General features: G+C 68.2%; 20 protein-coding genes, 1 pseudogene and 1 other annotated feature. Of the genes and pseudogenes, 5 read left to right on the forward strand and 16 right to left on the reverse strand.

Translation table 11 applies throughout. From position 1 onward, the window contains the following. Window positions 1-5 precede the first annotated feature (5 nt). Window positions 6-1,268 carry a hypothetical protein gene (locus UYS_RS0214250; protein WP_016856194.1) on the forward strand — a complete coding sequence of 421 codons (1,263 nt, stop codon included), beginning with the start codon at window positions 6-8 and terminating at the stop codon, window positions 1,266-1,268. 10 nt (window positions 1,269-1,278) lie between these two features. On the opposite strand, the gene UYS_RS0214255 is transcribed toward UYS_RS0214250, so the two are convergent. The 4 genes from UYS_RS0214255 to UYS_RS0214270 form a co-directional block, all read right to left on the reverse strand. After that, complete coding sequence (locus UYS_RS0214255) at window positions 1,279-2,271, reverse strand: glycosyltransferase family 4 protein (protein WP_016856195.1); 993 nt, start codon at window positions 2,269-2,271, stop codon at window positions 1,279-1,281. Next, a complete protein-coding gene (locus tag UYS_RS0214260; RefSeq protein WP_016856196.1) occupies window positions 2,268-3,260 on the reverse strand; it encodes a glycosyltransferase family 2 protein in 993 nt (330 codons plus the stop codon). The genes UYS_RS0214255 and UYS_RS0214260 overlap by 4 nt, the downstream gene beginning before the upstream one ends. Window positions 3,261-3,477: 217 nt before the next feature. Then, window positions 3,478-4,407 (reverse strand): glycosyltransferase family 2 protein, encoded by a 930-nt coding sequence (locus UYS_RS0214265; protein WP_026068575.1) that lies wholly within the window; start codon window positions 4,405-4,407, stop codon window positions 3,478-3,480. Then, window positions 4,404-5,687: an oligosaccharide flippase family protein gene (locus UYS_RS0214270; RefSeq protein WP_016856198.1), complete on the reverse strand. Its 1,284-nt coding sequence runs from the start codon at window positions 5,685-5,687 to the stop codon at window positions 4,404-4,406. Before UYS_RS0214270 ends, UYS_RS0214265 begins: the two co-directional genes overlap by 4 nt. A 292-nt stretch (window positions 5,688-5,979) precedes the next feature. On the opposite strand from UYS_RS0214270, the gene UYS_RS0214275 reads away from it, so the two are divergent. Next, complete coding sequence (locus tag UYS_RS0214275; RefSeq protein ID WP_016856199.1) at window positions 5,980-7,419, forward strand: WecB/TagA/CpsF family glycosyltransferase; 1,440 nt, start codon at window positions 5,980-5,982, stop codon at window positions 7,417-7,419. Between the two features lie 3 nt (window positions 7,420-7,422). Here UYS_RS0214275 and UYS_RS0214280 read toward each other — a convergent pair whose 3' ends face one another. From UYS_RS0214280 to UYS_RS0214295, 4 genes are all read right to left on the reverse strand, one after another. Continuing rightward, window positions 7,423-7,647 (reverse strand): Hpt domain-containing protein, encoded by a 225-nt coding sequence (locus UYS_RS0214280; protein ID WP_237738473.1) that lies wholly within the window; start codon window positions 7,645-7,647, stop codon window positions 7,423-7,425. After that, entirely contained in the window at window positions 7,592-9,562 is a 1,971-nt protein-coding gene (locus UYS_RS17770) for a response regulator (RefSeq protein ID WP_026068577.1), read from the reverse strand. Before UYS_RS17770 ends, UYS_RS0214280 begins: the two co-directional genes overlap by 56 nt. Beyond that, window positions 9,559-11,745: a hybrid sensor histidine kinase/response regulator gene (locus UYS_RS0214290; RefSeq protein WP_016856201.1), complete on the reverse strand. Its 2,187-nt coding sequence runs from the start codon at window positions 11,743-11,745 to the stop codon at window positions 9,559-9,561. Before UYS_RS0214290 ends, UYS_RS17770 begins: the two co-directional genes overlap by 4 nt. 483 nt (window positions 11,746-12,228) lie before the next feature. Then, entirely contained in the window at window positions 12,229-13,116 is an 888-nt protein-coding gene (locus UYS_RS0214295) for a LysR family transcriptional regulator (protein WP_040478593.1), read from the reverse strand. Window positions 13,117-13,221: 105 nt separating this feature from the next. Here UYS_RS0214295 and tmpA point away from each other — a divergent pair, with 105 nt between their 5' ends. Both tmpA and UYS_RS0214305 read left to right on the forward strand, forming a co-directional pair. Beyond that, window positions 13,222-14,370, forward strand: a complete 1,149-nt coding sequence (gene tmpA / locus UYS_RS0214300; protein ID WP_016856203.1) for a 2-trimethylaminoethylphosphonate dioxygenase — start codon at window positions 13,222-13,224, stop codon at window positions 14,368-14,370. Then, entirely contained in the window at window positions 14,367-14,945 is a 579-nt protein-coding gene (locus tag UYS_RS0214305) for an HD domain-containing protein (protein ID WP_016856204.1), read from the forward strand. The genes tmpA and UYS_RS0214305 overlap by 4 nt, the downstream gene beginning before the upstream one ends. Before the next feature lie 55 nt (window positions 14,946-15,000). Here UYS_RS0214305 and UYS_RS0214310 read toward each other — a convergent pair whose 3' ends face one another. The 8 genes from UYS_RS0214310 to UYS_RS0214345 form a co-directional block, all read right to left on the reverse strand. Further along, entirely contained in the window at window positions 15,001-15,897 is an 897-nt protein-coding gene (locus tag UYS_RS0214310; RefSeq protein ID WP_016856205.1) for an EamA family transporter, read from the reverse strand. Then, window positions 15,894-17,291 carry an FAD-dependent oxidoreductase gene (locus tag UYS_RS0214315; RefSeq protein WP_016856206.1) on the reverse strand — a complete coding sequence of 466 codons (1,398 nt, stop codon included), beginning with the start codon at window positions 17,289-17,291 and terminating at the stop codon, window positions 15,894-15,896. Before UYS_RS0214315 ends, UYS_RS0214310 begins: the two co-directional genes overlap by 4 nt. Before the next feature lie 51 nt (window positions 17,292-17,342). Further along, a complete protein-coding gene (gene phnX, locus UYS_RS0214320; protein WP_016856207.1) occupies window positions 17,343-18,161 on the reverse strand; it encodes a phosphonoacetaldehyde hydrolase in 819 nt (272 codons plus the stop codon). Window positions 18,162-18,185: 24 nt separating this feature from the next. Further along, complete coding sequence (locus UYS_RS0214325) at window positions 18,186-19,313, reverse strand: 2-aminoethylphosphonate--pyruvate transaminase (RefSeq protein WP_016856208.1); 1,128 nt, start codon at window positions 19,311-19,313, stop codon at window positions 18,186-18,188. A gap of 43 nt (window positions 19,314-19,356) precedes the next feature. Continuing rightward, entirely contained in the window at window positions 19,357-21,048 is a 1,692-nt protein-coding gene (locus UYS_RS0214330) for a putative 2-aminoethylphosphonate ABC transporter permease subunit (protein ID WP_016856209.1), read from the reverse strand. Continuing rightward, window positions 21,045-22,166, reverse strand: coding sequence for a putative 2-aminoethylphosphonate ABC transporter ATP-binding protein (locus UYS_RS0214335; protein ID WP_016856210.1), 1,122 nt, complete (start codon window positions 22,164-22,166; stop codon window positions 21,045-21,047). Before UYS_RS0214335 ends, UYS_RS0214330 begins: the two co-directional genes overlap by 4 nt. A 61-nt stretch (window positions 22,167-22,227) precedes the next feature. Continuing rightward, complete coding sequence (locus UYS_RS0214340; RefSeq protein WP_016856211.1) at window positions 22,228-23,259, reverse strand: putative 2-aminoethylphosphonate ABC transporter substrate-binding protein; 1,032 nt, start codon at window positions 23,257-23,259, stop codon at window positions 22,228-22,230. A gap of 129 nt (window positions 23,260-23,388) precedes the next feature. Next, window positions 23,389-24,099, reverse strand: a complete 711-nt coding sequence (locus tag UYS_RS0214345) for a UTRA domain-containing protein (protein WP_016856212.1) — start codon at window positions 24,097-24,099, stop codon at window positions 23,389-23,391. 201 nt (window positions 24,100-24,300) lie between these two features. On the opposite strand from UYS_RS0214345, the pseudogene UYS_RS18905 reads away from it, so the two are divergent. Next, window positions 24,301-25,040: pseudogene (locus UYS_RS18905) on the forward strand (IS3 family transposase); the annotation flags it as partial. Next, window positions 24,579-24,695, forward strand: a sequence feature (AL1L pseudoknot). Its footprint overlaps the pseudogene before it by 117 nt. Window positions 25,041-25,528 lie beyond the last annotated feature (488 nt).

Raw genomic sequence — 25,528 nt, forward strand, 5'->3', positions numbered from 1 at the left:
TCTCGGTGGCGATTCAGAGCACCTGGCTGCTCTGGGTGTTCGGCGGCCTGTACATCGCCGGACCGGCACTGGCCTGGATCCTGGGCCTGATGGCCGCCGTCACCCTCTACCTCGGCCCCGCGCTGCCCCAGCACCAGCGACCGCCGCCGCTGCATCCGACCATCCTGTTGTGGCTGGTCGGCATGCTGGCCATGCTGGTGATCCTTATCGTGGGCCATGTGCTCAACGGGCTGGGGCTGGGCAAGACCATCAAGTCCTCCATCGGCTGGGCCAAGGGCTGGGCGCTGATCGCCCTGTTCCCCTTCGCCGGCGCGGTGCTCGCCATCCGCCCCGAGGTGATCTACCGCGCGGTCTGCCGGCTGGGGCTGCAGACCCTGATTCTGCTGCCGCTGTTTCTGGTGGCGCCGTTCATCGGCCTGCCGGGCCTGCTCTACGTCTCGCCGCTGAAGATCGTGGGCGGCTCGGGGCCCGAGTACTTCGCCGTGATCCTCTACACTCTGGAGCCCGGCACGGGGGTGCCGCGCTGGCAGTTCTTCGCCCCCTGGGCGCCGGCGGCCGGCATGGTCGCCGTGGTGCACATCCTGTGCGCGCTGGAGGAGAAACACCTGGGGTGGAAGATCATCGGCGTGGGGGCGGGCCTGATGATGGCCCTGCTGTGCCAGTCGCGCCTGGCGCTGGTCGCGCTCGCCATCGTCTGGCCGCTGGCCTTCGGCATCAGCCAGCTGCGCCGGCCCTGGACCTGGTTCACCGCCGCGCCCGCGATACTGGGGCTGGGGCTCTTCGCGCCGCAGCTGCAGATGCTGCTGGACCAGGCGATCGCGCGCTTCGTGGGCGCGCGGGCCGACTCGAGCCGGGTGCGCGCGGCGCTGGGGAGGATCGCGGTGGAGCGCTGGCGCAACGAGGCGCCCTGGTTCGGCCACGGCGTGGTGGAGAACGGCCCCCACCTGGTGGAGTACATGCCCATCGGCAGCCACCACAGCTGGTTCGGCCTGCTGTTCGTGAAGGGCATCACCGGCCTGTTCGCCCTGCTCCTTCCGCTGCTGGCGAGCCTGTGGATGGCGGCGCGACTCTCGCTCACGCACCCCGTCGGACGCGTCGCCCTGTCGATGCTGCTGCTGCTGACGCTCTACAGCTTCGGCGAGAACCTCGAGATCCTGAGCTACCTCTACTGGCCGGCGCTGCTGCTGGTCGGCGTGGCCGCGAGAACCGCCTCACTGAAGCGTCGACTCGCCGTCGCCGCTCGAGATGCCTCAACGCCGGCGTCTTGAAGAAGAGGCGTCAGGCATCCGTGCCCAGCAGGCGGCGCCAGGCGTCGAGGCGCGCCTCGGTCAGGCCGGCCACCGAGGCGCGGGCCCGCCTGCCCAGCTCCGCCAGGGAGCGCTCGCTAAGCGCGGCCAGGCTGTCCTGGAGTCCGCTCGGGGAGGCGAAGTCGACTCGCAGCCCCGCCTCGCCGAGCTGCTCGGGGAGGCCATCGACATCGGACACCAGCAGGGCCCGCGCCGCCTGGCGTGCCTCCGTGGCCACCAGCCCGAAGGCCTCCCAGCGAGACGGCACCGCGATGACGTCGCACCGGGCGAGGAAGGCCGCGCGATCCGACACCGGGCCGATGAAGCGCACATGGGGCAGGCCCGCCGCGGTGGCCTTGAGGGCCGCCTCCTGAGGGCCGAAACCACCCAGCAGCAGCGTGTAGCGCTCGGGGTCGAGCCCCCGGAAGGCCTCGATCAGCCGATCGAAGCCCTTCTGCTCGGCGAAGCGCCCGTAGGCGCCGACCACCAGCGGGCGCCGATGCGTCTCGTCCGGCGGCGCGATCGCCGCCAGGTCGGGCACGTCGCTCCAGGGCGAGATCACGCTGAGGCGGCGCCCGGGGATGCCCACCGCCTGCTCCAGCCACGCCCGCTGGCCGTGAGAGACCGCCACCACGTCATCGAAGAGCCGGTAGGCGAGACGCAGCATGGTGCGAAAGCGCCGCCGATGAGGCACGCAGTGCGCCTCCCAGGCCCCGGTGTAGCTGTGCTCGACGTGGATCAGGCGCGCACGCGGGTAGCGGGCGCGCAGGGCGGCGAGGAACGGCAGGGCGCGCCAGCGCGGCGGGAAGTGGGTCAGGATGACATCGGCCTCCAGGCGCGGCACCCGGGGCCTGTCCGGCACCACCTGGACCACCCGCGAGGTCACGAGATCGGCGAGCCCCGGATGGTCGTAGATCGCCAGCGCCTGAGTGACGCCGCCGGGGGCGACGTCGTCCAGCAGATGCACCACCCTGATCGGCGTCATGCCGCGGCTCCGGCACCGAGGCGGCGCGCCGCCAGCGCCCGGAAGGCCCGGCGCGGCAGCCAGCGGGCCGCCAGCGACCCGAGGGTGGTTTCCAGCGTCTTGAGCGGCTCGCGAATCAGGATCGAGGGGCTGGCGGCGAAGGCCTGGCCGATCAACGACACGGCGAAGCCGCCGTCGCCCAGCTGCACGGCGCGACGGGCCAGGTAGCGCAGCTGATAGGCCCTGGCGCGGCGGCCGTAGCGCGCCAGCAGGGCCGGCGCGTAGTCGCGCGCCTTGTCGATGGCCCGCTCCCAGCTCTCGAACTGGCGCACCATGTTGGCCGACAGGCCACCGCCGAGGATGCGGTAGTCGGTCAGGCTCCCCTCGATGCCCTCGAAGACGCAGCCCGCGCCGGCACTCATCCGCAGCCACAGCTCGATGTCCTCGGACTGGCGGAAACTCTCGTCGAACCAGCAGGTGCGCCCCGGCTCACGAGGGTGAGGGAAGGCGACGCGATCCAGCGCCGAGCGGCGGATCACCGCCGCCGAGCCGTTGCCCACGGGATTTCTCATCAGCACGTGGTGAGGCTTGATGCCGGTCAGGCGCGGCCGCTGCTCGATCCCCAGGGGGCGCCCCGCCGCATCGATCAGCCGCGAGCCGGCATAGCTGACGTCGACCTCGCCGCTGGCCCGCAGGTGGATGAAGTGCAGGGCGAGCTTGGTGGGGTGCCAGCGATCGTCGGAGTCCAGCAGCGCGATGTAGTCGCCGCGGGCGGCGGCGATGCCGGTGTTGCGCGCGCCGGCCAGGCCACGGTTGTGCTGGGTGACGATACGGATCCGCTCATCGCTGAAGCCGCGGCAGATCTCCATGCTGTGATCGCTCCCACCGTCGTCGACGATGATGAGCTCGAAATCACGAAAGGTCTGTTCCAGCACGGAGGCGATCGCCTCACCGACGAAGGCTTCGACCTGGTAGACCGGCATCACGACGGAGAAGATGGGGTGGCTCATGGGAAGGCTCCTGGAAAGGGGAAAGCGCTGCGGTTCGCTATCTACATTCCAAGAACCGTGCCAACTTATTTTTTCTTTCAGAAACAGCAGGATAACGAATAGCCGCGTCCGCCGACGTGCGATCTGTCACCACAATGCGATGCAGGCTGCAATTCGGCGACGGGCGTCTTTGCAAAGTGCAACGATCGCCCGCCTTCCCGGCCCCCGGGGTGGCGCCCTAGGCGAACAGGCGCATGCGCGCCGCCCTGGGCAGCAGCGGGCTGACCAGCGCGCCGATCACGGTCAGCGCTCCCCGGCGCCTGTCCTTCAGGAAGGCGCCGGGCGAGCTCTTGAGGCCCTCGAGCGCGAAGTCCCAGGCCTGGGTGGAGGAGCCGCCGGCGCGCAGCGCACGGCGCGCCAGGTAGCGACAGTAGAGCGCCCGCGCCGCCGCCACGTCGAAGCCCTCGGCATACGCCTCGCTCAGCCGCCGCCAGCCGGCGTACATGGCGGGCAGATCGGCTGACAGTCCTCCCGTGGAGAGCCGGTACCCCACCAGCACGCGTTGCAGCCCGACGGCCCTTGCCCCGCCGGCGATCGCCCGCGCGAGCCACTCCTGATCCTCGGCGTGCTGCATGCCCTCGCGAAAGCCGCCGCTGGCCTGCCAGCACGCGCGGGTGACCACCAGGTTGGAGGTGGTGCAGACCGGGTTCTCCCCCAGCGCCTGCTCGAGGGCGAGCGCCCCCGTCGGCACCGTCGAGAGGGTCCGGGCGGCCTCCAGCCCGGGGTCGTCCGGATGCAGGAAGGCGATCCGGGCATAGCTGATCTCGACGCCTCGGTGCCGCTCGTGGAAGGCCGCGTGTGCCTCGAGCTTGTCGGGCGCCCACAGGTCATCGGCATCGAGAAAGGCGATCAGCTCGCCGCGGGCATGCTCGGCACCGGCATTGCGGGCGCGGGCCACGCCGCCGTTGGCCTGATCGATGACATGGATGCGCGCGTCGCGCCGCTGCCAGCGGGTGAGCCGTTCGAGGGTGTCGTCCGTCGAGCCGTCGTTGACCAGCCAGACCTCGAAGTCCGTCTCGCGCTGGTCGAGCACGCTGCCCAGGGTCGCATCGATCGCCTCGCCCCCGTTGTAGACGGGGATGACCACGGAGAATCTTGGCGACGTCATGCGGAGGCCCTCTGGAAACCGGCCAGGGTCGCGATGCCTTCACGCCCCGACAGCAGATGGATCGACGCGGGAATCAGCGCCAGGGCCAGGCCGATCACGTAGGCCCATGCCGATGCCATGAGGCCGAATCCCGCGAACAGGGTCAACCCGCCCAGCGCCGCGGCCGCGGCGACGCTGTTGAGCAGCGCCTCGACGCCGGGGCGGCACTGGGCGCGCAGCCAGGCGCTGGCCACGGCGGCGAAGATCATCGGCACCGCGCCCAGCGCCAGGACCGAGACCAGGGGCGCGGCTTCCCGCCACTGCTCGCCGAACACCAGAGGCACGTACCAGGGGGCCAGGCCGACTTGGAGCGCCAGCACGGGAAGGAAGAGCGCCAGCCCCAGCCACAGCCCCTGGCGGCAGCGACGGGCGCGGCTCGAGGCGGCCTGGGCCGCGCTGATGTAGGGGAACAGCACCTGCCCCAGGGCCGTGATGAAGGACGTGGTGATGCCGAGACCGGCGTTGAAGGCGAAGTAGTAGATGCCCAGCGCCTGCACGCCGAACAGCGCCCCGACCAGCAGCTTGTCGAGCTGGGTGCGCCCGACGTTGACCAGCTCGGAGACCAGCACGCCGGCGGCGAAGCCGAGAAACGACCGCCAGGGCGTCAGCCCGGCCGCCGCCTGCGGCCGCCAGGCCTTGGCCCGGCGCACCAGCAGCAGCCACAGCGGGGCGGTGACGAGCTTGGGCAGGACGATGGCCCAGGCGCTGGGCCACAGCAGCACGAAGGCGAGCGTCAGCAGCTGATCGGCGATGGCCTGAGCGGCGGTGATCCGCGCGATGATGCCGAAGCGGCCGTCACGCATCAGCAGAAAGACCTGGACCAGTCCCGCGGGCATGAACAGGTAGACCCCGGAGAGCACGGCCAGCATCGCCGCGATCTCCCCCATGCCGAAGGCGTGAAGCACGGCCGCCAGCGTGAGCTGGATCAGGCTCACGCCCAGGCACCAGACCCAGAAGAGGCGATGGGCGGTGTTGCAGGTGGCCGCCAGCTGCTCCGGAGACTCGGCGATGATGCGCTGGCCGATGCCGGCGTTGGCCAGCACCCGCACCACCTCGAACAGGCTCAGCGCCAGGGCGGCAACGCCCATGATGGTCGGCGAGACCTGCCGGGCGATGACGACCACGCTGGCGATCCGGATGAGCCGCGTCGCCACCTCGGCCCCGCCGAAGGCGGCGAGTCCACTCAGCAGCTGGCCGATATCGGCGGTACGGCAGCGGGCGATCAGGTGGGCAGGGTTCATGGTGCTCTCCGGGGGATCAGGGACCGAAACGGTTATTCAATTTCCGGGCCAACCTCACCATTTCTAATGTTATCAATAACTTGAACACTCACCCTGAGCGATCTGCATCAAAGCGGCCCCGGGTGCATCGCGTAACGCAACGCGACGTCGCATTCCTCATTGCAGATTGCAAATCTTCCGCGACACGCCGCGAGGACAAAGACGCAAGTCACTGTTATTAAAGCAATAAAAAAACTGGCACGGTTCTTGATACGGGATGGGCAGTCCACCCTACGACGCGCTGGAGCCTGCCATGACCGTCTTCACCGATACCCTTCGCCACCTCGACGCCACTTCCTCTCGCCGCGGGCTCCATGACTTCGTCGCTCCCGGGCGGGAGGCGCTCCCCACCACTCGCCTCTTCGGGCTGCCGCTGGTGAACGCCTCCCGGACCCAGGCCGTGTCGCGCATCATGGCGCTGGCCACGCAGCCGGCACGCGCCGTCGTCAACTTCGTCAATGCCCACTGCGTCAACGTGGCCCGTACCGATGCCCGCTATCGCGGTCATCTGCGCCAGTCGGATCTGCTGCTGCCCGACGGGTCCGGCATGCGCCTGGCCTCTCGCCTGGCGGGCGTCTCCCTCGGCGACAACCTCAACGGCACCGACCTCTTCCCGATGCTCTGCGAGCGGGCCGCCAGGCAGGGGCTCTCCATCTACCTGCTGGGCGGCCGTCCCGGCACCGCCCGGCGCGCCGCCGAGGAGATGCAGCGGCGCTTCCCCGGGCTGATCGTGGCCGGTACCCAGCACGGCTACTTCGCGGCCGCCGATACCCCGCGCATCATCGAGGGGATCAACGCGGCCCGGCCGGCGCTGCTGTTCGTCGGCTTCGGAGTGCCGCTCCAGGAGGCGTGGATCGCCGAGCATCGCGCGGTCCTCAATACCCCCGTGGCCCTGGGGGTCGGCGGCCTGTTCGACTACTACGCGGGCAACGTCTCGCGCGCCCCCGCCCTGCTGCGCCGCCTGGGCGGCGAGTGGCTCTGGCGGCTGGCCCAGGAGCCGCGTCGCCTCGCCAGGCGCTACCTGCTGGGCAATGTCACCTTCATGACCCACGCCATCGGCCAGGGCCTCGCCGCGCGCCGGCCCGCCCACGTCGCCCATGCCGCCGCCAAGCGAGCGCTGGACATCGCCATCTCCGGCACCGCCCTGCTGCTGCTCTCGCCCCTGCTGGCGCTGATCGTACTGGCCATTCGCGGCGAGGATGGGGGCCCGGCGCTGTTCGCCCAGCGGCGCATCGGCGCCCAGGGCAAGCCGTTCACAATGCTCAAGTTCCGCTCCATGGTGCAGGACGCCGAGGCGCGCCGCGCCGAGCTGCTGGCCAAGAGCGAGCGCGACGGCGTGTGCTTCAAGATGAAGCGGGACCCGCGCATCACGCGCATCGGGGCCTGGCTGCGCAAGACCTCGCTGGACGAACTGCCGCAGCTGATCAACGTGCTGCGCGGCGACATGTCGATCGTCGGCCCCCGCCCGGCCCTGCCCGACGAGGTGGTGACCTACGCCGGCAGCAGCTGGCAGCGCCTGGCGGGCAAGCCCGGCATCACCTGCACCTGGCAGGTCTCGGGGCGCGCCGACATCCCCTTCGAGCGCCAGGTGACCATGGACATCGAGTACCTGGGTCGGAAATCCGTCTTCCACGACCTGGCGCTGATGCTGCGCACGGTACCGGCGGTGCTGACCAGCCGCGGGGCCTACTGAGCCTCAGGTCGGCAGGGACTCGAACAGCTCGCGGGCGCGCACGATCGCGTCCGCGCTCTGTTGTTCCAGCACCGCCAGCAGGCCACCTGCCCGCTCGGGCTCGGCATGGCGAAGGGCATTGACCGTGGCCATCAGCGGGAAGGCGCCGACATTCCCGGCGACGCCCTTGAGGCTATGGGCCGCCCGCTGCAGCGGCTCGCGCTCGCCGAGCCGATGGGCGGCGACCACCTCCGCCACCAGGCGTTCGATATCGTCGACGGCCGCCTGGAGCAGCATCTTGCGGCGTGCCGGGGGAAGCGAGGTGAAGATCGCCTGGAAGTGCGCCTCGTCCACGGCAGGGGCCGAGGCCGGCGTCTCCGCCACGGCAGGGGGCGATGAAGCCGCCTCGAGGGCGTCGGAGGGGCCGGGGGCGATCCGCGTCGGGGCCGGGCTCGCCGCTCAGCTGCTCCAGCAGAATGGCCGCCAGGCGCTGACGATCCACCGGCTTGGCCATCGCGGCCGAGAAGCCCTGCCGGGTCAGCTCGCCGAGCTCCTCCCGGTTGGTGTGCGCGGTGATCGCGACGATGGGCAAGGCGGCCAGCGACGGATGGCGGCGCAGCTCCGCGACCGCCTCGAGCCCTGACATCCGCGGCATCAGGATATCCATCAGCACGCCATCGAAGTGCTCGCTCAGCGCCTTGTCGACCGCCTCTCGCCCATCGCAGGCGATGTCGCTGTCGCACCCCATCACCTCCAGCATCTGGCACAGCACGACGCGGTTCGTCTCGATGTCGTCGACCACCAGCAGCCGCGGGCGCGCCTGCTCGCCGAACAGCCGGTCCGGCAGCGGCGTGGCCGGCACGGGCGCACCGCCCGGCACCGCCTCGCGGGGGGCGTCCGGCACCTCGTGGCGCAGCGGGAGACGCAGCGTGAATCCGGTCACGCCCGCCGCCATGCAGGGCTCGACGACGGCCTCGATCGACGCCGCCCAGCGCTCGAGCAGCGCGCGGCGGCGATCCCGGCGCTCCTGCAGCACGCGCCCGTCCATGGCGCTGACGATGTCGATGCGCAGGGACGCATCCTCCGTCGCGACGATCAGGCGAATCGGCGCGCTCCCCTCCCCGAGCCGCTCGATGAAGGCATCCATCAGCTGACGCAGGCGGGTGGGGTCGGTGACCAGGCGCTCCGGCGCCGAGGCCGCCAGCTCCAGCGACAGGCGCCGGCCGATGCGCTCGTGCCCGTAGCGCCAGAACTGCAGGAGGCCATCGAAGTAGCGCCGCAGTTCGACCTCCTGCAGCAAGATCCCCGGCGCCCCGTCATCGGCGTGGGCCATGTCGACGATCTCTTCGATATGGCGCTGCAGCTGGTGGGCCGCCTCACGGGCCACGCCGAGTCGCTCGGCCTGGGCCGGGTTCAGCTCGCCCAGCGACAGCAGGTCGATCATGCCCAGCAGCCCGTTGAGCGGCGTGCGGATGTCGTGGCTCATGGCGGCCAGGAAATCGGCCTTGGCGTAGAACGCCTCCTCCACCGCCTGGCGACTCGCCTGCAGCTCCTTGCTGAGGCGCACCAGCTGGCGGACCCGGCGATCGGCGATCAGCGCCAGCGCCCGGGCCCGTCGATCCGACGCCCGCTGCTCGGTGATGTCCTGCACGGTGCCGAAGAGCGACTTGAAGCGCCCGTCGGCGTCATCCTCTCGACAGATGTTCCAGCGCATCCAGCGCGTCTCGCCATGACGCAGGATGCGAAATTCATAGCCGTGATCGACCCCGGGCGCGGCGGAGGCATAGAACTCGGCCTCCTGGCGCCGCACGCGCTCACGATCCAGGGGATGAATCTGGCGGAGCAGCGCCTGCTCGTCGGGCCGGGTCCCGGGGTCCAGCCCCAGCAGGCGGTGAAATTCCGGCGAGGTCGAGAATCGCCGGCCGCGATCGCGATGGAAGCTGGCGATGCGTGCCGTGCGCTGGGCGCGCAGCAGATACTGGGTCTCCCTGTCGAGGCGTTGCCGCAGCTCGCTCTCCCGGGCCATGAGCTGGTCATTGACCTGGAGCAGTTCGCGGCTGCGACGCTCGAGGATCTCCTCGGCCTCTTCCCGCGCGGCCTCGGAACGGCGCAGGCGGCGCTCGAGGCGCCGAATCGTCTCGGCATCGGACGGCGAATCGCTCATGCGACGTCCCCTCCGCGAGCCTCGCCCTCCTGCCCCTGAAGGCGGACCAGCAGCTGCCTGACGGCCGTCAGCAGCGCCTGGGCCAGGGCGGCGTCCAGCTCCGCGAGGCACCCCTCGAAGAAGGCGGCCAGCCGTTGCAGCGCACCATCGTGCGACGATTGCCCCAGTTCCCGGAGTGCCGCCAGGGCCCGATGCGCCGGTGCCGTCTCCTCCGCCTCCAGCGCGGGGATCAGCGCATCCAGGCACCGCTCGGCGGCGGCGGCCGCCTCGGGGGAGAGCGGCGCATCGGCCGAACAGCGATCCCGGGCCCAGCGCTCCAGCAGCGGGGCCAGCAGATCCAGCAGGCGGTCGCGGTCGAGCGGCTTGCCCAGGATCCCGTCGAGGATCGACGCCTCGAGCCCCGTGGCGTTGTCCGCTTCCCGGTCCGCGGTATACCCGAGCACCGGAAGATGCGCGAGGGGCGTCGGCAGCTGGCGTATCAGGCGGAGGCAGGTCGCACCGTCGACGAGCGGCATGGCGTTATCCAGCAGCACCGCATCGAACGAAGAGGCACACAGCTTCTCGAGCGCCTCGAGGCCGCTGCCGGCCTCCTCGCAGGTCGCGCCGATGGCCCTCAGGCAGCCCTCGGCGATCAACCGGTTGGTCTCGGTATCGTCCACCACCAGCACATGAGGGGCCCGCCCCGCCACCCGCGGCAGCACCTCGGCACGCGAGAGGTCCGATTGCGCCTGCTGGGAGATCCGGGCCCGGGGCAGGGTGACGCGCAGCCAGAAGCGGCTGCCGACCCCGACCCGACTCTCGACGCCCACGGTGCCGCCCATGGCTTCCGCCAGCAGGCGGCAGATGGAGAGCCCCAGCCCCGTGCCACCGAAACGCCCGGCGATGGAGCGGTCGGCCTGATGAAAGGGGGTGAACAGCGCCTCCTGCACCGAGGGGGCGATGCCGATCCCCGTGTCGATGACCTCGATCAGCAGCCGATCATCGCCCTCCTCCCTGACCGACAGTCGCACCGAACCGCGCGACGTGAACTTGATGGCATTGCTCAGGTAGTTCGACACGATCTGCTGCAGCCTGGCGGGGTCGCCGATGACGCCGATGGGGCCGTGGACCTCGCGCTCCAGCACCAGCCGCTTGTCCTGGGCACTGGCCTGGAACAGATCGGCCGTGGCGTGCAGCACCTCGGCCATGTCGAAGGCCGTGTTGTCGAGCTCGAAGTGACCACTCTCCATCTTGGCGTGGTCCAGCACGTCGTTCAGGGAGACCATCAGGGTACGCGAGGCCGCCTGCATGGCCCGCAGCGACGGCTCCCGGTCCTCGTCACGATCGCCCGCCAGCTGGGCGTCGATCATGCCGATGATCCCGCTGAGCGGGGTGCGGATCTCGTGACTCATGGTGGCCAACAGCATCATGTTGGCCTCCGCGGCCCTGACCGCCTCATCACGCGCGGCGATCAGCTGGCGGGTGGCCAGATTCTCGGCGGTACGATCATGGATGACCCCGAACAGCGCCACGGCATGCCCCTGATCATCGGTCTCGACACTGCCCTTGACGTCCACCATGCGCAGCGTGCCGTCGGGACGACGCAGCGAGGCGCGAAAGGCGAAGCCCTGCTGTCTCGCGATGGCGTCCGCTATCAGCTGCTCGATATGGGGCCTGTCCTCGGCAATGTAGGAACCGATAGCGTCCTGGAGGTCCACCGCCTGCTGCGGATCGAAGCCGTGGATATGGTAGACCCCCGGGGACCACGCGACCGTTTCGGTCGCCAGATCCAGACGCCAGTGGCCAAGCCCCGCGGTCTGCTCGGCATGGTGCAGCATGCGCAGGCTGTCCTGCAGCTGCTCCTCGGCCACGTGACGCTCGGTCACATCCGCCAGGGTGATCGCGAAACCTGCGGGGATATCGCCGTGGGGGGGCAGGAACTCGATGCGGACATCCAACCAGAAAAGCCGACCGTCGCGGTGGCGACGCGGACGATAGTCGCGCACCACCCGAAGGCTGTGCCGGGCCTGGTCGAGCAGGGCATCGGCGTCGTGCTCGGGCGGGCCGTCGCTGCGCGGGAGGCACTCACCGAAAGGCTGGCCCACGGCACTCGCCTCGAGCGCACCGATCAGCGTCCAGGCCGCCTGGCTGCCCTGCAGGATGCATCCCGCCTCATCCAGCAGCAGCAGCGCCTGATGTGTCATTCGGCACAGCATCTCATCGGCTCGGCTGCCATCTTTCCTGAAGTGCATGATGCCCTTGCCCTCCCCCTCCGTAGACGAGTCATCTTGCCACGGGTCGACGAGATACTTCCATGTCCACGAGCGCTATAGGGGCCTTCAGGCGACTCAGGGTTTTTCCGGGACATGGCGTCACGCCCTGCCCTTCCATGACACCTCTTTCCGCATGGGATGAATCCCTCACGACGTTACCCCCCGGAACACATCGGCCGGCAAGACACTCGCCTCGCTGTCGCCACTGAATCTGGGCATCACCCCGAGGCTTCCAGGGGCCGTCGGGCTCTGGGTATAACGCCGTTCGTGCCCAACGCGTGATCGTCCACCGCTCGTGCCATGACGGCGTGCGGTCCCGGTGAATCCTGCTACATATCGCTCGAGCACCATGAGAGACGAGGTCGTCGCTTATGCGGGCACCGACCACCGAGGGGAGAGGTGGCGCCCGCCTGCTCACCGCCCTCGGTCGGTGACAGCCTTCGCAGGACGCAAGGCCGACAGCACATGCTCGAGCTCATGCCCAATGGGAGGGGCGCTGCGCCGCGTCAGCCAGTAGCCCTCGACCATGGGCAACGTCTCCGGGCTAACACGCCGCAGTCGCCCGGCCTCGAGGGCCGCCTGACAGAGGGGCAACGAGCCCAGCAGCACGCCCGCCCCGGCCTCGGCGGCGCGCAGCGCCTGCACCATACTATCCAGGCGCACCACCGGCATGGGACCAGGCCTCTCCTCCCGCTGCTGGTCCCACTCCCGCCAGCCGAGCCGTGGTCCGGCCACGGCGATTCTGGGCAGCCGACGCCAGTCATCGACGCGCGCCAGAAGCGCCGGCGTCGCCATGGGCGTGAGCGCCTCTCCGAATAGCCGATGGCTGACCCGCTCCGGCCAGTCGCCCTCGCCGAAGCGAATGTCCAGGTCGGCCTCCGCCTGGGCGTAGTCCGGCCAGCGATGCATGGTGGAGAGGATCAGCTGTCGCCGGGGCAACACGGCCTGCAGCTCGGCCAGCCGCGGCACGACCCAGAGCTCGATCATCGATACCGAGGCCATCAGGCTGAGCCGAGTGCGTGGCGCCGCGAAGAGGCTGTCGGCGCTGTGGGTCAGCCGCTCGAGCGCCTGTTGCACGTGGGGCAACCAGGCCTCGCCCTGCAGCGACAGCGTCACCCCCCGCGACTGGCGCTCGAACAGGGACACCCCCAGCCGCTCCTCCAGGTGACGGATGCGCTGGCTGACCGCGGCCTGGGTCAGCCCCAATTCCCGAGCCGCGGCGGTAAAGCTGCCCAGCCGCGCGGCCGCCTCAAAGACCCGCACCCATTCCAGCGAGGGCAACAGCGCCGTCGATTCAGCCATAAATATTATCGCCCCCTCTTCTCCAAAACAGTTGATTGTCGTTATGCCATCGGCATCGTCCAATGACCAGGCATTCATTCCTCTCAACGTGCCGTGGAGATCCCCATGCTCGAGACCGCCGAAGTCATCGACGACGGCCAGGCCGTCCTCCTCACCTTCCAACAGGGCGAGCGGCGCCGCTTCCATACCATCTGGTTACGCGACAACGCCCAGGACGCCGCCACCCGATCCCCCGACAACGGCCAGCGGCTGATCAGCCTCGCGGATATTCCTGCTGCCCTCCGGCTGACCGAGGCGCGGGTGGAGGCGGGACGCCTGATGGTGGCCATGGCGCCGGAAGGGCGCGATTTCGCCTATGACGGCGCCTGGCTCTGGCAGCATGCCTATGATCGTGAACCGCCCACCCGCCGCGGCTGGCTCGACGCGCACCGCGAGACCTGGGACGCCTCGCTGGCCGAGCGCCTGCCCACCGCCGATATCACGGCCCTCGGCAACGACACCACGACTAAGCGCCGCTGGCTGGCCGACATTCGCCGCTACGGCATCGGCAAGCTCACGGGGGGGCCGGTCGAGGACGGTGCCCTGCTTGAGGTGGTGGCCCAGTTCGGCTTCCCCCGGGAGACCAACTACGGTCGCTATTTCGAGGTCCGCAGCGAGATCGCCCCGACCAATCTGGCCTTCACGGGCCTTGGCCTGCCCGCCCACACCGACAACCCCTACCGGGATCCGGTGCCGACCCTGCAGCTGCTCTACTGCCTGGAGAATTCCGCGGCCGGCGGCGACAACCGGGTGGTGGACGGCTTTCGTGCGGCGCAGCGGCTGCGGGAGGAGAATCCCCATGGCTTCGAGCTGCTGGCGGGCTATTGCGCGCGCTTCGAGTACCGCGGCCTGGGGGATGTCTGTCTCCAGGCCCGGCGTCCGATGATCGAGCTGGCACCGGACGGTGAGCTGATCGGCATCCGCTTCAACAACCGCTCCGCCGCGCCCTTCACCGACATTCCCTACGCCGACATGGCCGCCTACTACGCCGCCTACCGCCGCCTCGGCGAACTCCTGGAGTCGCCCGAGATGGGCGTGACCTTCAAGCTGGCCCCCGGCGAGGCCTTCCTGGTCGACAACACCCGGGTGCTGCATGCGCGCACCGGCTACTCGGGAGAAGGCTCTCGCTGGCTGCAGGGCTGCTACGCCGACCGCGACAGCCTGCTGTCTACCCTGGCCTGCCTGGAGGCCGATGCCCGAGGAGATAACGCATGACCGACACAGCGGATACCGTCGTCGATCGACTCGCCGCCCTCTTCGCCGATCAGGGCGCCAAGAGCTACCTGGGCGAGGCGGTGACCATGGCCGAGCACATGCTGCAGGGCGCCTGGCTGGCCGAACAGCAGGGCGAGAGCGACGAGATCATCGTCGGCGCCCTGCTCCACGACATCGGCCATTTCGCCGGCCACCTCGGCACCTTTGCCCTCACCGACACCGAGGATCGCTGCCACGAGCGCAGTGGCGCGGCCCTGGTGGAAGATCACCTGCCACCGGCCGTGGTGGCCTGCATCCGCGAACACGTGGCGGCCAAGCGCTATCTCAGTGCGGTGGAGCCGAGCTACGCCGAGGGGCTGTCCCGCGCGTCGCAGCATTCCCTGCGCTTGCAGGGGGGACCCATGCAGGGCGATGAAATGGCGCGCTTCGCCCGGCACCCCCACCTGGAGGCCATCCTCAAGGTGCGTCGGCTGGACGATGCCGGCAAGGCGCCCGGACAACCGACGCCCGGCTTCGAGCACTTCGCCCCGAAGGTGCGGCGACTGGCCGAGGCCCACGCCCGTGGATCGATCTGAACGCTGACCGTTCCCCGCCCGTGCGGGCGGGGAACGACGATTGACATGCGTCGACTCAGGGCAGCGCCACCACCCACAGGCCGGCGAGCATCACGGCGGTGCCGAGCCACTTGGCCGGTGCCGCACGCTCGCGTAGCCACCAGACGCCCAGCAGGACGCCCAGAGGAATCGACAGCTGACGCATGGCGACCACCAGGCTCACCTCCTCGGTGAGTGCCATGGCCACCAGCACCAGGCCATAGGTCGACAGCACCATGATGCCGGTCAGCGGTATCGCGATGCGCTCCCGTCGCCACAGCGACGACAGCCGTCGCCGTTCGACACCAAGCAACAGCACCGCCGGCACGCCCCAGGCACAGGTCGCAAGCGCCTGGAGCACCATGAAGTGCCCACCGGCCAAGAGGCCGGAATGGCCGTGCTGCACCATCAGCAAGAGGGCCTGGTTGTCGATCAGGGAGTAGCCGGCGGTGGCCACCGCCGCCAGCAGGGCGAAGCCGAAGGCCGGGGTCAGGTAGGTCGAGGGGCTCAGCGCCTGCCGGCCGGTCAGAGGCAGGCACAGGGCACCGATCAGGATCAGGCCCATGCCGAGCATATCCAGCGACGTCAGGGCTCGGCTGCCCAGCACGCCCACCGAGACCAGCGGCACCAGCACCACCGGCAAGGCGCGGGCGACGGGATAGAGCACGCTGATTTCGCCCCGGGCGTAGGCCCAGGCCAGGCCACCCATGTAGAGCATCTGACACAGGCCCGAGGCGACCAGCCAACCCCAGAAGGCGGGAGGCAGTGTCGCCGGCGACGGCCCCAGCCACAGGATCGGGGACAGCACCAGGGCACCGCAGCCCATCGCCAGCACGAAGAAGGCCAGGGACGGCGCGCGCCCCTTGCCCAGCAGGTTCCAGCCGGCGTGCAGACAGACCGACAGCAGCACGAGGCCCAGTGCCGGCGCACTCATGAGGCGAGCTTGTCGGACTTGCCCGCCGCCGCCGCGAAGCCGGCCAACCAGCGATCCCAGGGACGGGAGGCCCGGCCCAGGTCCTCGGCCCGCTCCTGGCGGCGAATGGCATGACGCACCGCCAGGGATCCAAGATAGCGCACCGGCTCGGGTGGGAAACGGCCCAGCGGCCCTTGGGCCAGCGGCGAGCGACGCCAGGCGCCGTCCTGCTCCAGCACCAGGGCGCTGAGCAGCTTGGCGCCCATCCGCGAGGGCCCGACGCCGTTGCCGGAATAGCCGAAGCCATAGACGACATTGGCCGCTCCCGGCAACGAACCGAAGAATGGCAGTCCCGTCACCGAGCGATCCGAGGGGCCGGTCCAGCTGGCCGCCAGCGGGGCCTCGCCAAGGCTCGGAAAGAAGTCGGTCAGGCTCTGGTGCAGCGCATCGCGATATCGCGACGGCCGATCGAAGACCCCATGCACATGGCCAGCGAAGGCGAAGGTATTGCCGCCCTTGCCCAGCATCAGGCGACCCTCGGGCGTGGTGCGGTAGTAATGCACGAAGGTGCGTGAGTCGAGCACCGAGACACCATCGGACAGCCCCGTGGCGGCCAGCGCCTCGGGCATCGGCTCGGTGATCACCATGTCGCTCGAGACGATGGCGATGGTACGCCGGAAAGCCGGCCACAGCCTCGCCGTCCAGGCATTGGTCGCCAGCACCATCTTGTCGGCGATGATCGTCCCGCCCGGCGTGTGTACTCGAGCCGGACACCCGTTATCGAGGGCCTTCATGGGGGTCTGTTCGAACAGCTCGACGCCCAGCGCCCGCGCCACTCGTCGCAGGCCTCGTACCAGCTTGGCCGGCTGGACCGTGGCCGCCCTGGGCGAGAACCATCCCTGGCGATGGCGCCGCGAGCCACTGCGTCGCTGTACCTCTGCGGTCTCCATCGGCGCGAAACTGCCGATGCCCTGCTCGACCAAGTCAGCCATCAAGGGCGACACCGCCGCCTGCTGAGCCTGATTGGTCGCGGTGAACAGGGTGCCATCCTGGCGGAACTCGGCATCGATGCCGTGATGGCGACAGAAGTCGCCGATCTCCCCCACGCAGCGCTCGGACTCGACAACCAGCCGACGGGCTTCCTCTTCGCCGAACAGCCGACGCAGGGTCGGGTACTTGCTGGCCCAGCCCAGCACGCAGCCTCCGTTGCGGCCGCTGGCGCCAGCACCGCAAATATCGGCCTCGACCAGTGCCACCCGCAGGCCTGGCGCCTGCTCGCGCAGCATGATGGCGGTCCACAGGCCGGTGTAACCCCCTCCAACGATGCAGACGTCGACACGCCGGTCACGCGCCAGCGGTGGCGCCGGCGCTTCCGTCTCCACCGCCAGGGCCTGATCTAACCAGAAGGGTCGCATGACACTCTCCTTGCAGCACGATGGTCCCGACCGCGGCCGGGACCGCAGGGATCAGGGCCGCTCGCCACGCGCCAGGCGGGCATCGATCTCGGCGACCACCCCTGACAGATCGGCGATGGTGTCGATCATGAAGTGCGGCTGCGACGGGGCGAACTGCGCCTCGATGCGCTGGCGCCTATCGGCCAGCTCGGCTTCCGGCAGGGCGCAATAGGCGCCATGATCGAGCCCCAGCGCATTGCCGGAGCAGGTCAACGCCACGGTCCACATGCCGGCCCGGCGCCCCTCCAGGATGCCGGGCACGGTGTCGTCGACCTTGACGCAGGCCGCCACGTCCTCGAGCCCCAGGGCAATCACGTTGGCCAGGGCCTGAGCCGGGTGCGGGCGTCCGTTCGGCACCTCGTCAGTGGCTACCACATGGTCGGCCTCGAATCCGTGCTCTCGCGCCCGCGCCACCACTTGCTCCATGACCACCGCGGGATAGCCCGAGCAGGAGCCGACCTTCAGGCCGCGCTCACGCAGTTCAGCGATGGCCTCAAGCGCGCCGGGAATCAGGGCCGAATGCTCGCCGATCTTGGCAATCTGCAGCGGCATGAAACGCTCATAGAGCGCCGTGACGTCATCATCGGTGGGCGCATGGCCCACGGCCTGCTCGAAACGCGCGGCGATCGCCGGCGCATCACACAGGGTGCGGATATGGTTCCATTTGCCCATCCCCATGGGGCCGCGAGCTTCCTCCAGGCCGATCGCGATGCCCAGTTCAGCGAAGGCCTCGACGAAGATCTGGGTGGGCGCGAAGGAGCCGAAATCCACCACGGTGCCGGCCCAATCGAGGACGATGCCCTGCAGGCGTTCGGGAGTGCGGTATTGCATCGGTCAATCTCCAGTGGGTCGTGTTCAGTGAGCAGGACGGGCGTCATCCACGCCCATGGTGGCCAGGGCCGTGTCGATGGCGCTCAACAGTCGGTCCACCACCTTGATGTCGAGGCGACCGATACTGCCGATGCGAAAGCTCTCTACCTCGGTGAGCTTGCCGGGATAGATGATGAAGCCTTGCGCCTTGAGTTCGGCGTAGAAGCGCGAAAAGTCGAAGTTCGGGTGCGCCGGGCTCAGGAAGGTGGTGATGATCGGCGAGAGCCAGCGATCTTCCAGCAGGGTCTCGAAGCCCCGCTCACGCATGCCGGCGACCAGGCGCTCCCGGTTGGCGGCGTAGCGCGCATGACGTGCCGGCACGCCGCCCTCTTCGGCGTGCTCCTTCATGGCCTGCAGGAAGGCGGCCACGACGTGGGTCGGCGGCGTATAGCGCCACTGGCCGGTGCGGGTCATGTAACGCCACTGATCATGCAGGTCCAGCGACAGGGAATGGCAGCGCCCCTCGGCGGCCTCCAAGGCGTCGCGGCGCGCGATCACGAAGCCGAAGCCGGGCACGCCTTCGAAGCATTTGTTGGCCGATGAGATCAACGCCAGGAAGGGAAGACGCTCGGCATCCACCGGCAGCGCACCGAAGGCGCTCATGGAATCGATGATCAGCTCGCGGCCCTGGGCGGCCACCACCTCGGCGATGGCCGCCAGGGGATTGAGCATGCCAGAGCTGGTCTCGCAGTGGATCACGGCGACATAGCCAATGTTCGGGTTGGCCGCCAAGTACGCCTCGACCCTCGCCGGATCAGGCGGGGTGGCATCGCCGAGCGCCATCACCTCGACGGGGCGTCCCAGGCGCTCGAGCAGGCTCACCAGGCGCTTGCCGTAGGCGCCATTGACCAACACCAGGGTGGTTCGGGTGGCATCGATCAGGGTGCCGAGCGCGGCCTCCACGGCGAAGGTGCCGCTGCCCTGGACGGGGATGCAGGCATGGCGCTCGCTGGCGTTGGCACACGCCAATAGGCGACGACAGATCTCCGCGGTCATGGCGTTGAAGTCCTCGTCCCAGGAGCCCCAGTCGCGCTGCATGGCCGCCTTGACGGTCGCGCTGGTGGTCAGCGGCCCCGGCGTGAGCAGATAGGCATCGGAGGTGGTCATGGTCATTGGTATATACCAGTAGCAGTGAACAAAAAAAGGGACGGCGGGCCTAGCCCGCCTGACGCCAACGCTGGGCCCGGGTCAACAGCAGATGGCTGATCGCCGCATGCGCCAGCTTGACGCCCAGAGACGTGAAGAAAATGAGCACCGCCATGGCCGCCGCACTGGCGAAGTAGCCGGCCTCATCGAGGTGCATGACCGCCACGGAGGCCAGCCGCGTGTCGCTGGTGTAGAGGAAGACCACCGCCGAGACCGTGGTCATGGCATTGACGAACAGGTACACCGAGATATCCAGCACCGCAGGCAAGGAGACCGGCAGGGTCACGCGACGGAAGGTGGTCCAGAACGGCACCTTCAGCGACGCCCCTACCGCCTCGAACTCCGGATCGAGCTGCTTGAGCGCGGTCACCGAGGTGAGATGGCAGACGGTGTAGAAGTGCACCAGGGTGTTGAGCACCAGGATGATCAAGGTGCCATAGATCCAGTTCAGCGGATTACCGGCCTGGTTGAAGAAGAAGATATAGGCCAGGCCCAGCACCATGCCCGGCACCGCCATCGGCAACATGGCCAGGAAGTGCAGCCCCTGACGCAGCGGGCGATAGCCCTCGCTCTTCTCGATCAACCAGGCATTGAAGAAGATCGCCAGAGTGCCGATCGTCGCCACCAGAAAGGCGAGCTTCAGGGAATTGCCCCAGGAGGTCCAGCCGCCCCCGGCCAGCGCCTCGAAGGCGTAATGCTTGAGGGTCAGGGACAGGTTGTAAGGCCAGAACTGCACCAGAGAGGCATAGATGGCGGTGCCGATCACCAGCAGGATGACCGCCCCCACGCCGTAGCAGATCGCGGCAAAGGTCCCGTCACGCAACGGGCTGGGGCTGGGTTGCCAGGGCACCGCCCGCGCCGAGAGCTGGGCGACCTGACGCCGCTGGATCCAGCGGTCCACCACGAAGGACAGCAGGGCCGGCAACAGCAGAATCACGCTGACCACCGCGCCCATCTGGAAGTTCTGTTGCCCCACCACCTGTCGGTAGACGTCGGTCGCCAGCACGCTGAACTGCCCGCCGATGATCTTGGGCACGCCGAAGTCGGTGATGGCCAGCGTGAAGGCCACGAAGCCACAGGAGATCAGACCATAGCGTGCACCCGGCAAGGTGATGGTCAGAAAGCTGCGCCACTTCGAGGTCCCCAGGGCCTCGGCCGCCTCATAGAGTCGTGCATCGCTGTTGGACAGGGCCGTGACCAGGATCATCAGGGCATGAGGGAAGATCCAGAAGCTCAGGCCCATGACGATGCCGATGGGGCCGTAGATGCTTTCTCCCATCAGCACCTCGCGAAACCAGCCCTGGTTGCCGAACAGATAGACGAGACTGATGGCCGGCAGTAGCGAGGGCGCCAGGATCGGCAGGATGGCCAGCATGCGAAACAGACGCTTGCCGGGCATGCAGGTCCGCGTCAGGCCATAGGCGCAGAGGAAGGCCAGGCCGACCACGACCGCGGTGCTGGTCAGGGCGATGGTCAGGGAGTTGACGATGGAGCCGGCCAGGGCCGGCGTCTGGAGGTAGCGCGCGAAGTTGGCCAGCCCCACGAAGTCGCCGGCACGGTCCTGAACACTCTTGACCAGCATGGCCGCCAGCGGGAACAGCAGGCCCACCACCAGCAGGCCGAGGGCCAGCAGCAGCGCCAACAAACGCACCAGGGACTCGCCGGACCAGCGCCGGGACCAGGCGGGCATCACCACCATCATGGCCGCGCCTCCTGGCTGGGGAAGAGTCGCATCGCCTCGGCCGGCAGTCGCACCCCGAGGGTCATGCCCGGGGTCAGGCGCAGCGCCTCGCCGTCTCGCACGGCGATGTCTGCCGTCAATGCCTGATGACACTCCTCGAGCGTCAGGCTGACACGCAGGAAGGCCCCCAGGAATTCGATGTGTTCCACCCGCGCCGACAGGCCCTCGTCACTGCGACACAGTTCCACGGCCTCGGGACGAATGGCCAACCGGGCGTGCTCCAGGTCGGCGCACTCATGGGTCGTGCAATCCAGACGACGCTCACCGAGCCGCAGGCGTTGCGTGCCTTCCGGGCAGCACTCGAGAAAGTTCATGCTGCCGATGAACTCGGCCACGAAGGCGCTGGCGGGGTGTCGATAGATCTCGGCCGGCGTGCCCACCTGCTCGATCACGCCGTGATTCATCACCACGATACGATCGGCCATGGCCAGGGCCTCTTCCTGGTCGTGGGTCACCATGATGGTGGTCACGCCAAGGCTGGCCTGCAGCGCCTTGATCTGGCTGCGCAGATGCACACGCACCCGCGCATCCAGCGCCGACAGCGGCTCATCGAGCAGCAGCAGCCCCGGCTCGGTGGCCAACGCACGCGCCAGCGCGACACGCTGCTGCTGCCCCCCGGAGAGGGCCGCCGGATACTTGCCCTCGCTGCCGACCAGATCGACCAGGGCCAGCAGCTCGGCCACCCGTTCACGCATCCGGTGACGATCGTCGCGCCGGTTGCGCAGCCCATAGGCCACGTTGTCGAAGACCGTCAGGTTGGGGAAGAGCGCATACGACTGGAAGACGATGCCGAAGTCTCGTGCCTGGGGCGGCAGGCGCGAGATGTCGCGCCCGCACTGGACGATGCGCCCCGCGCTCTGCGGCGCCAGCCCCGCGATGGCGCGCAGCAGGGTCGTCTTGCCGCAGCCGGAGGGCCCCAGAAAGCAGACGAACTCGCCTTCACGAATGGTCAGATCGATATCTTGCAGGGCCGTGAAATGGCCGAAGCGTTTGCTGAGCCCGGCAATCTCGAGATGAATCCCCGCATCGGCGACGGCGGCATGAGCCGCAGAGGATACGGGGGCGGTCAGGGTGGTCATGACGAAATACTCCCGACCCCGGCGCAACACGCCGGGGCGATCACAAGAATAGCGAGGTGGCTTACTGGCTATCGGACTTGCCGTCATAACGGCCCTGCCATTCCTGAAGCAGGCGTTCGCGGTTGTTGGCCGCCCAGTTGAAATCGGCATCGATCATCAGGTCGGAGATGTTGGCGGGATAGTGATCGATGGGCTGGGCCACCCCCGGATAGGCGACGACCGCATATCCTTCGTTGTAGAGCGCATTGGCTTCCTCGGTCACCGCCCAGTCGAGCAGCGTCTCGGCGGCATCACGCTTGTCGCTGCCCTCGATGATGGCCGCGGCCTCCATGTCCCAGCCGACGCCTTCCGTGGGGAAGACCAGCTCGACGGGCGCCCCCTGAGACATCAGGCGTGCGCCCCGGAAGGCGAAGGAGACCCCCACCACCGCCTCGCCGGAGGCGGCCAGGTTGCAGGGAGCCGAACCGGAGTGGGTATAGCGCGAGATGTTCTGGTGGAGACGATCCATGTAGTCCCAGGCGCCCTCCTCGTTCCACAACTGCATCCAGCTGGCGACATCCAGATAGCCGGTGCCCGAGGAGCTCGGGTTCGGCATGATCACATGCCCTTCATACTCAGGACGGGTGAGGTCTTCCCAGGAGCTGGGCTTGGGGACGCCGAGGCGTTCGCCTTCGATGGTGTTGTAGCAGAGCGATGCGACCCAGGCGTCCATGCCGACCCAGGCCGGCTCCTTGCCTTCGCGGATCGCCGGATCGACGAACTTGGGATCCAGGGCCTCAACGCCCTCGGGGGCATAGCGGGCCAGCATGCCCTCGTCCTCCAGCACCAGCAGGCTGGTGGCCGCCAGCCCCCAGACCACATCGGCCTGGGGGTTATCCTTCTCGGCCAACAGGCGAGCGGTGATCACACCGGTGGAGTCCCGCACCCAGTTGATCTCGATATCCGGGTGCGCCTGCTGGAAGCGCTCGGCATATTTCTGCAGATCGTCGGCCTCGACGGCGGTGTAGACGTTCAGCTCGGTCGCGGCCTGGGCAGCAGTGGACAATGTCAGGCCGATGGCGCTGGCCACCAGGGTGCGAGTGAAGAAGGACATGGGACTCTCCGGCTCTTGGTGAAGGTCAGACGGGTGATTGCCCATCTGGTATATACCAAGAGTCTGGCGAGCCTCCATGACAGCCCCGTGACAGAATCTTGAAGGCTGAGTGAAGCGTCTTTCGCTTAATTAAACGGAGTTTTCCAATTCCACCGCGATGCACAGGGCGTTGTGCAGCCAGTGCTCTTCATCGTATTCCACCGGGCGGCGCTGCTCGTCGAAGATGGTGCGGCGTACGCTCAGCCCTGCCGTCCCGGCGGCCACACCCAACGCCTCTGCCTCCCGGGCGTGGATCGCCTCGGAGTATAGCCGCAGCGAACGGTGAGCCAGGGTCAGCCCCCAGCGTTCTCGTAGCTGGCCCCACAAGGAGCCGGTGAAATCGCCTTCCAGCAGCTGCGGGGCGCGCTCAGGCACGACCCAGAGCGACTCGCAAAGCACGGCCCTGTCGTCCACGAAGCGCCGACGACGGATATGGTGAAACGGCCGATCGAAGGGCAAGCCCAGGGCCTCCGCTGCAGGAGGGTGGGGACGGGTATCGGTGAGCAACACCTCGGTGCGTGGCCGACGCCCCTGAGCCTTCACGTAATCATTGAAGCCAGCGTCACGCGTCGGGTCATAGTCGAGACGCGGTGGTGATACGAACCAGCCACGGCGGTTGCTGCGGTGGATGCGCCCTTCCCCTTCCAACTGGGCCAATGCCTGGCGCAGGGTGACACGAGTGGTATGGAAACGCTCCGCCAGGACACGCTCCGATGGCAACCGGTCATCCTCGAAGGCCTCGGGGTCTTGTATGAGATCTCGCAGCCGATCGGTGAGATGAAGGTAGTAGGCATCGCTCATGTCAGGGTTTCCAGCCGAGATTCAGGGCGGCGGCCAAAGGAACGCTGGCTGCCTGGGCGGATTCTGATTCTCGCATACTCAAGCGGTTAGCCGTCACCAACGACCCAACCGACTCTTTCGATTATCGACGCCGTTCAAAGCCATCACGCAGTGAACCGTCCCGGGATTCCCGGAGGCTCCAAACCTTGAGAGGATGGAGTCATGAACACAACAAACCGGTATTCCCCCGAGGTACGTCAGCGGGCGGTTCGTATGGTCTTCGACCACGAGGCCGACTATCCCTCCCAGTGGGCGGCCATTGGCGCCATTGCCCCCAAGATCGGCTGCACGCCAGAAACTCTGCGGAGCTGGGTCCGGCAGGCCGAGCGTGATGCGGGGCGTCGTGAAGGCACCACGACATCAGAGCGTGAGCGGATCAAGGCACTGGAGCGCGAGAACCGGGAGTTGAAGCAGGCCAACGAGATCCTCCGGAAGGCGTCCGCGTATTTTGCCCAGGCGGAGCTCGACCGCCGCGGCAAGTGATGATCGAGTTCCTCGATGATCACCGGGAGACGTACGGGGTCGAGCCGATCTGCCGGATCCTGCCGATCGCCCCGTCGACGTACTACGCGCACAAGGCTCGTGAAGCCCAGCCTGACCGCGCGCCGCCCCGAGTCCAGCGCGACCGCTGGCTGTGTGCTGAAATCCAACGCGTCTGAAATGAAAACTTCGGTGTCTACGGTATCCGCAAGGTCTGGCGTCAATTGCATCGAGAAGCGATCCCCGCCGCTCGCTGCACCGTCGAGCGCTTGATGCGACGGATGGGGCTACATGGCGTAGTGAGAGGCAAGCCGGCTCGTACGACCGTGCCAGATCCCAACAAGGCCTCTCCGGCGGACCTGGTGCGGCGGCAGTTTCAACCGACTCAGCCAAACGCGCTGTGGGTGTCGGACTTCACCTATGGTGTGCCTCGACTCTGACAGCTGCGGGAGGCAGCTGAACGAGCGCAAGCATGACTGGAATACCTTCGTGTCGAACAGGATGTTCTCAGCGAAAGTCTGCTCTCTGCTGCGAGAGGGCATGAGCCGAAGCGGCGGTGACCTGCTGTGCACTGGCAGGGTGACGTAACCCGTGGGAAACGGGGTGTGAGGCGAAGCCGTTACGCCAAGATGCATCCCCAGGCTGAGTATGGAAAGGTTGAGGAACACGAACCGATTAATCCGTGTCTGTGGGCTGAACATGTCGCCACCTCCTACACGGCTTATCAGGAGGTGCGCATCCTCGGCAGTGGGTACATGTAGGACCCACTGCTGCTGTTGGCAGTGGATATGTAGCCCACTGCTGGCGGAGTCACGAGCAGTGTGCAGCTAACTCGTGACAGATGCGCCAACTTGCAGCATGCAAGGGTAAAGACTGCGATCGGCAACCTCCTCCATATGCTTGAGTCCAG

Source organism: Halomonas smyrnensis AAD6 (assembly GCF_000265245.1).
Taxonomy (GTDB): domain Bacteria; phylum Pseudomonadota; class Gammaproteobacteria; order Pseudomonadales; family Halomonadaceae; genus Halomonas; species Halomonas smyrnensis.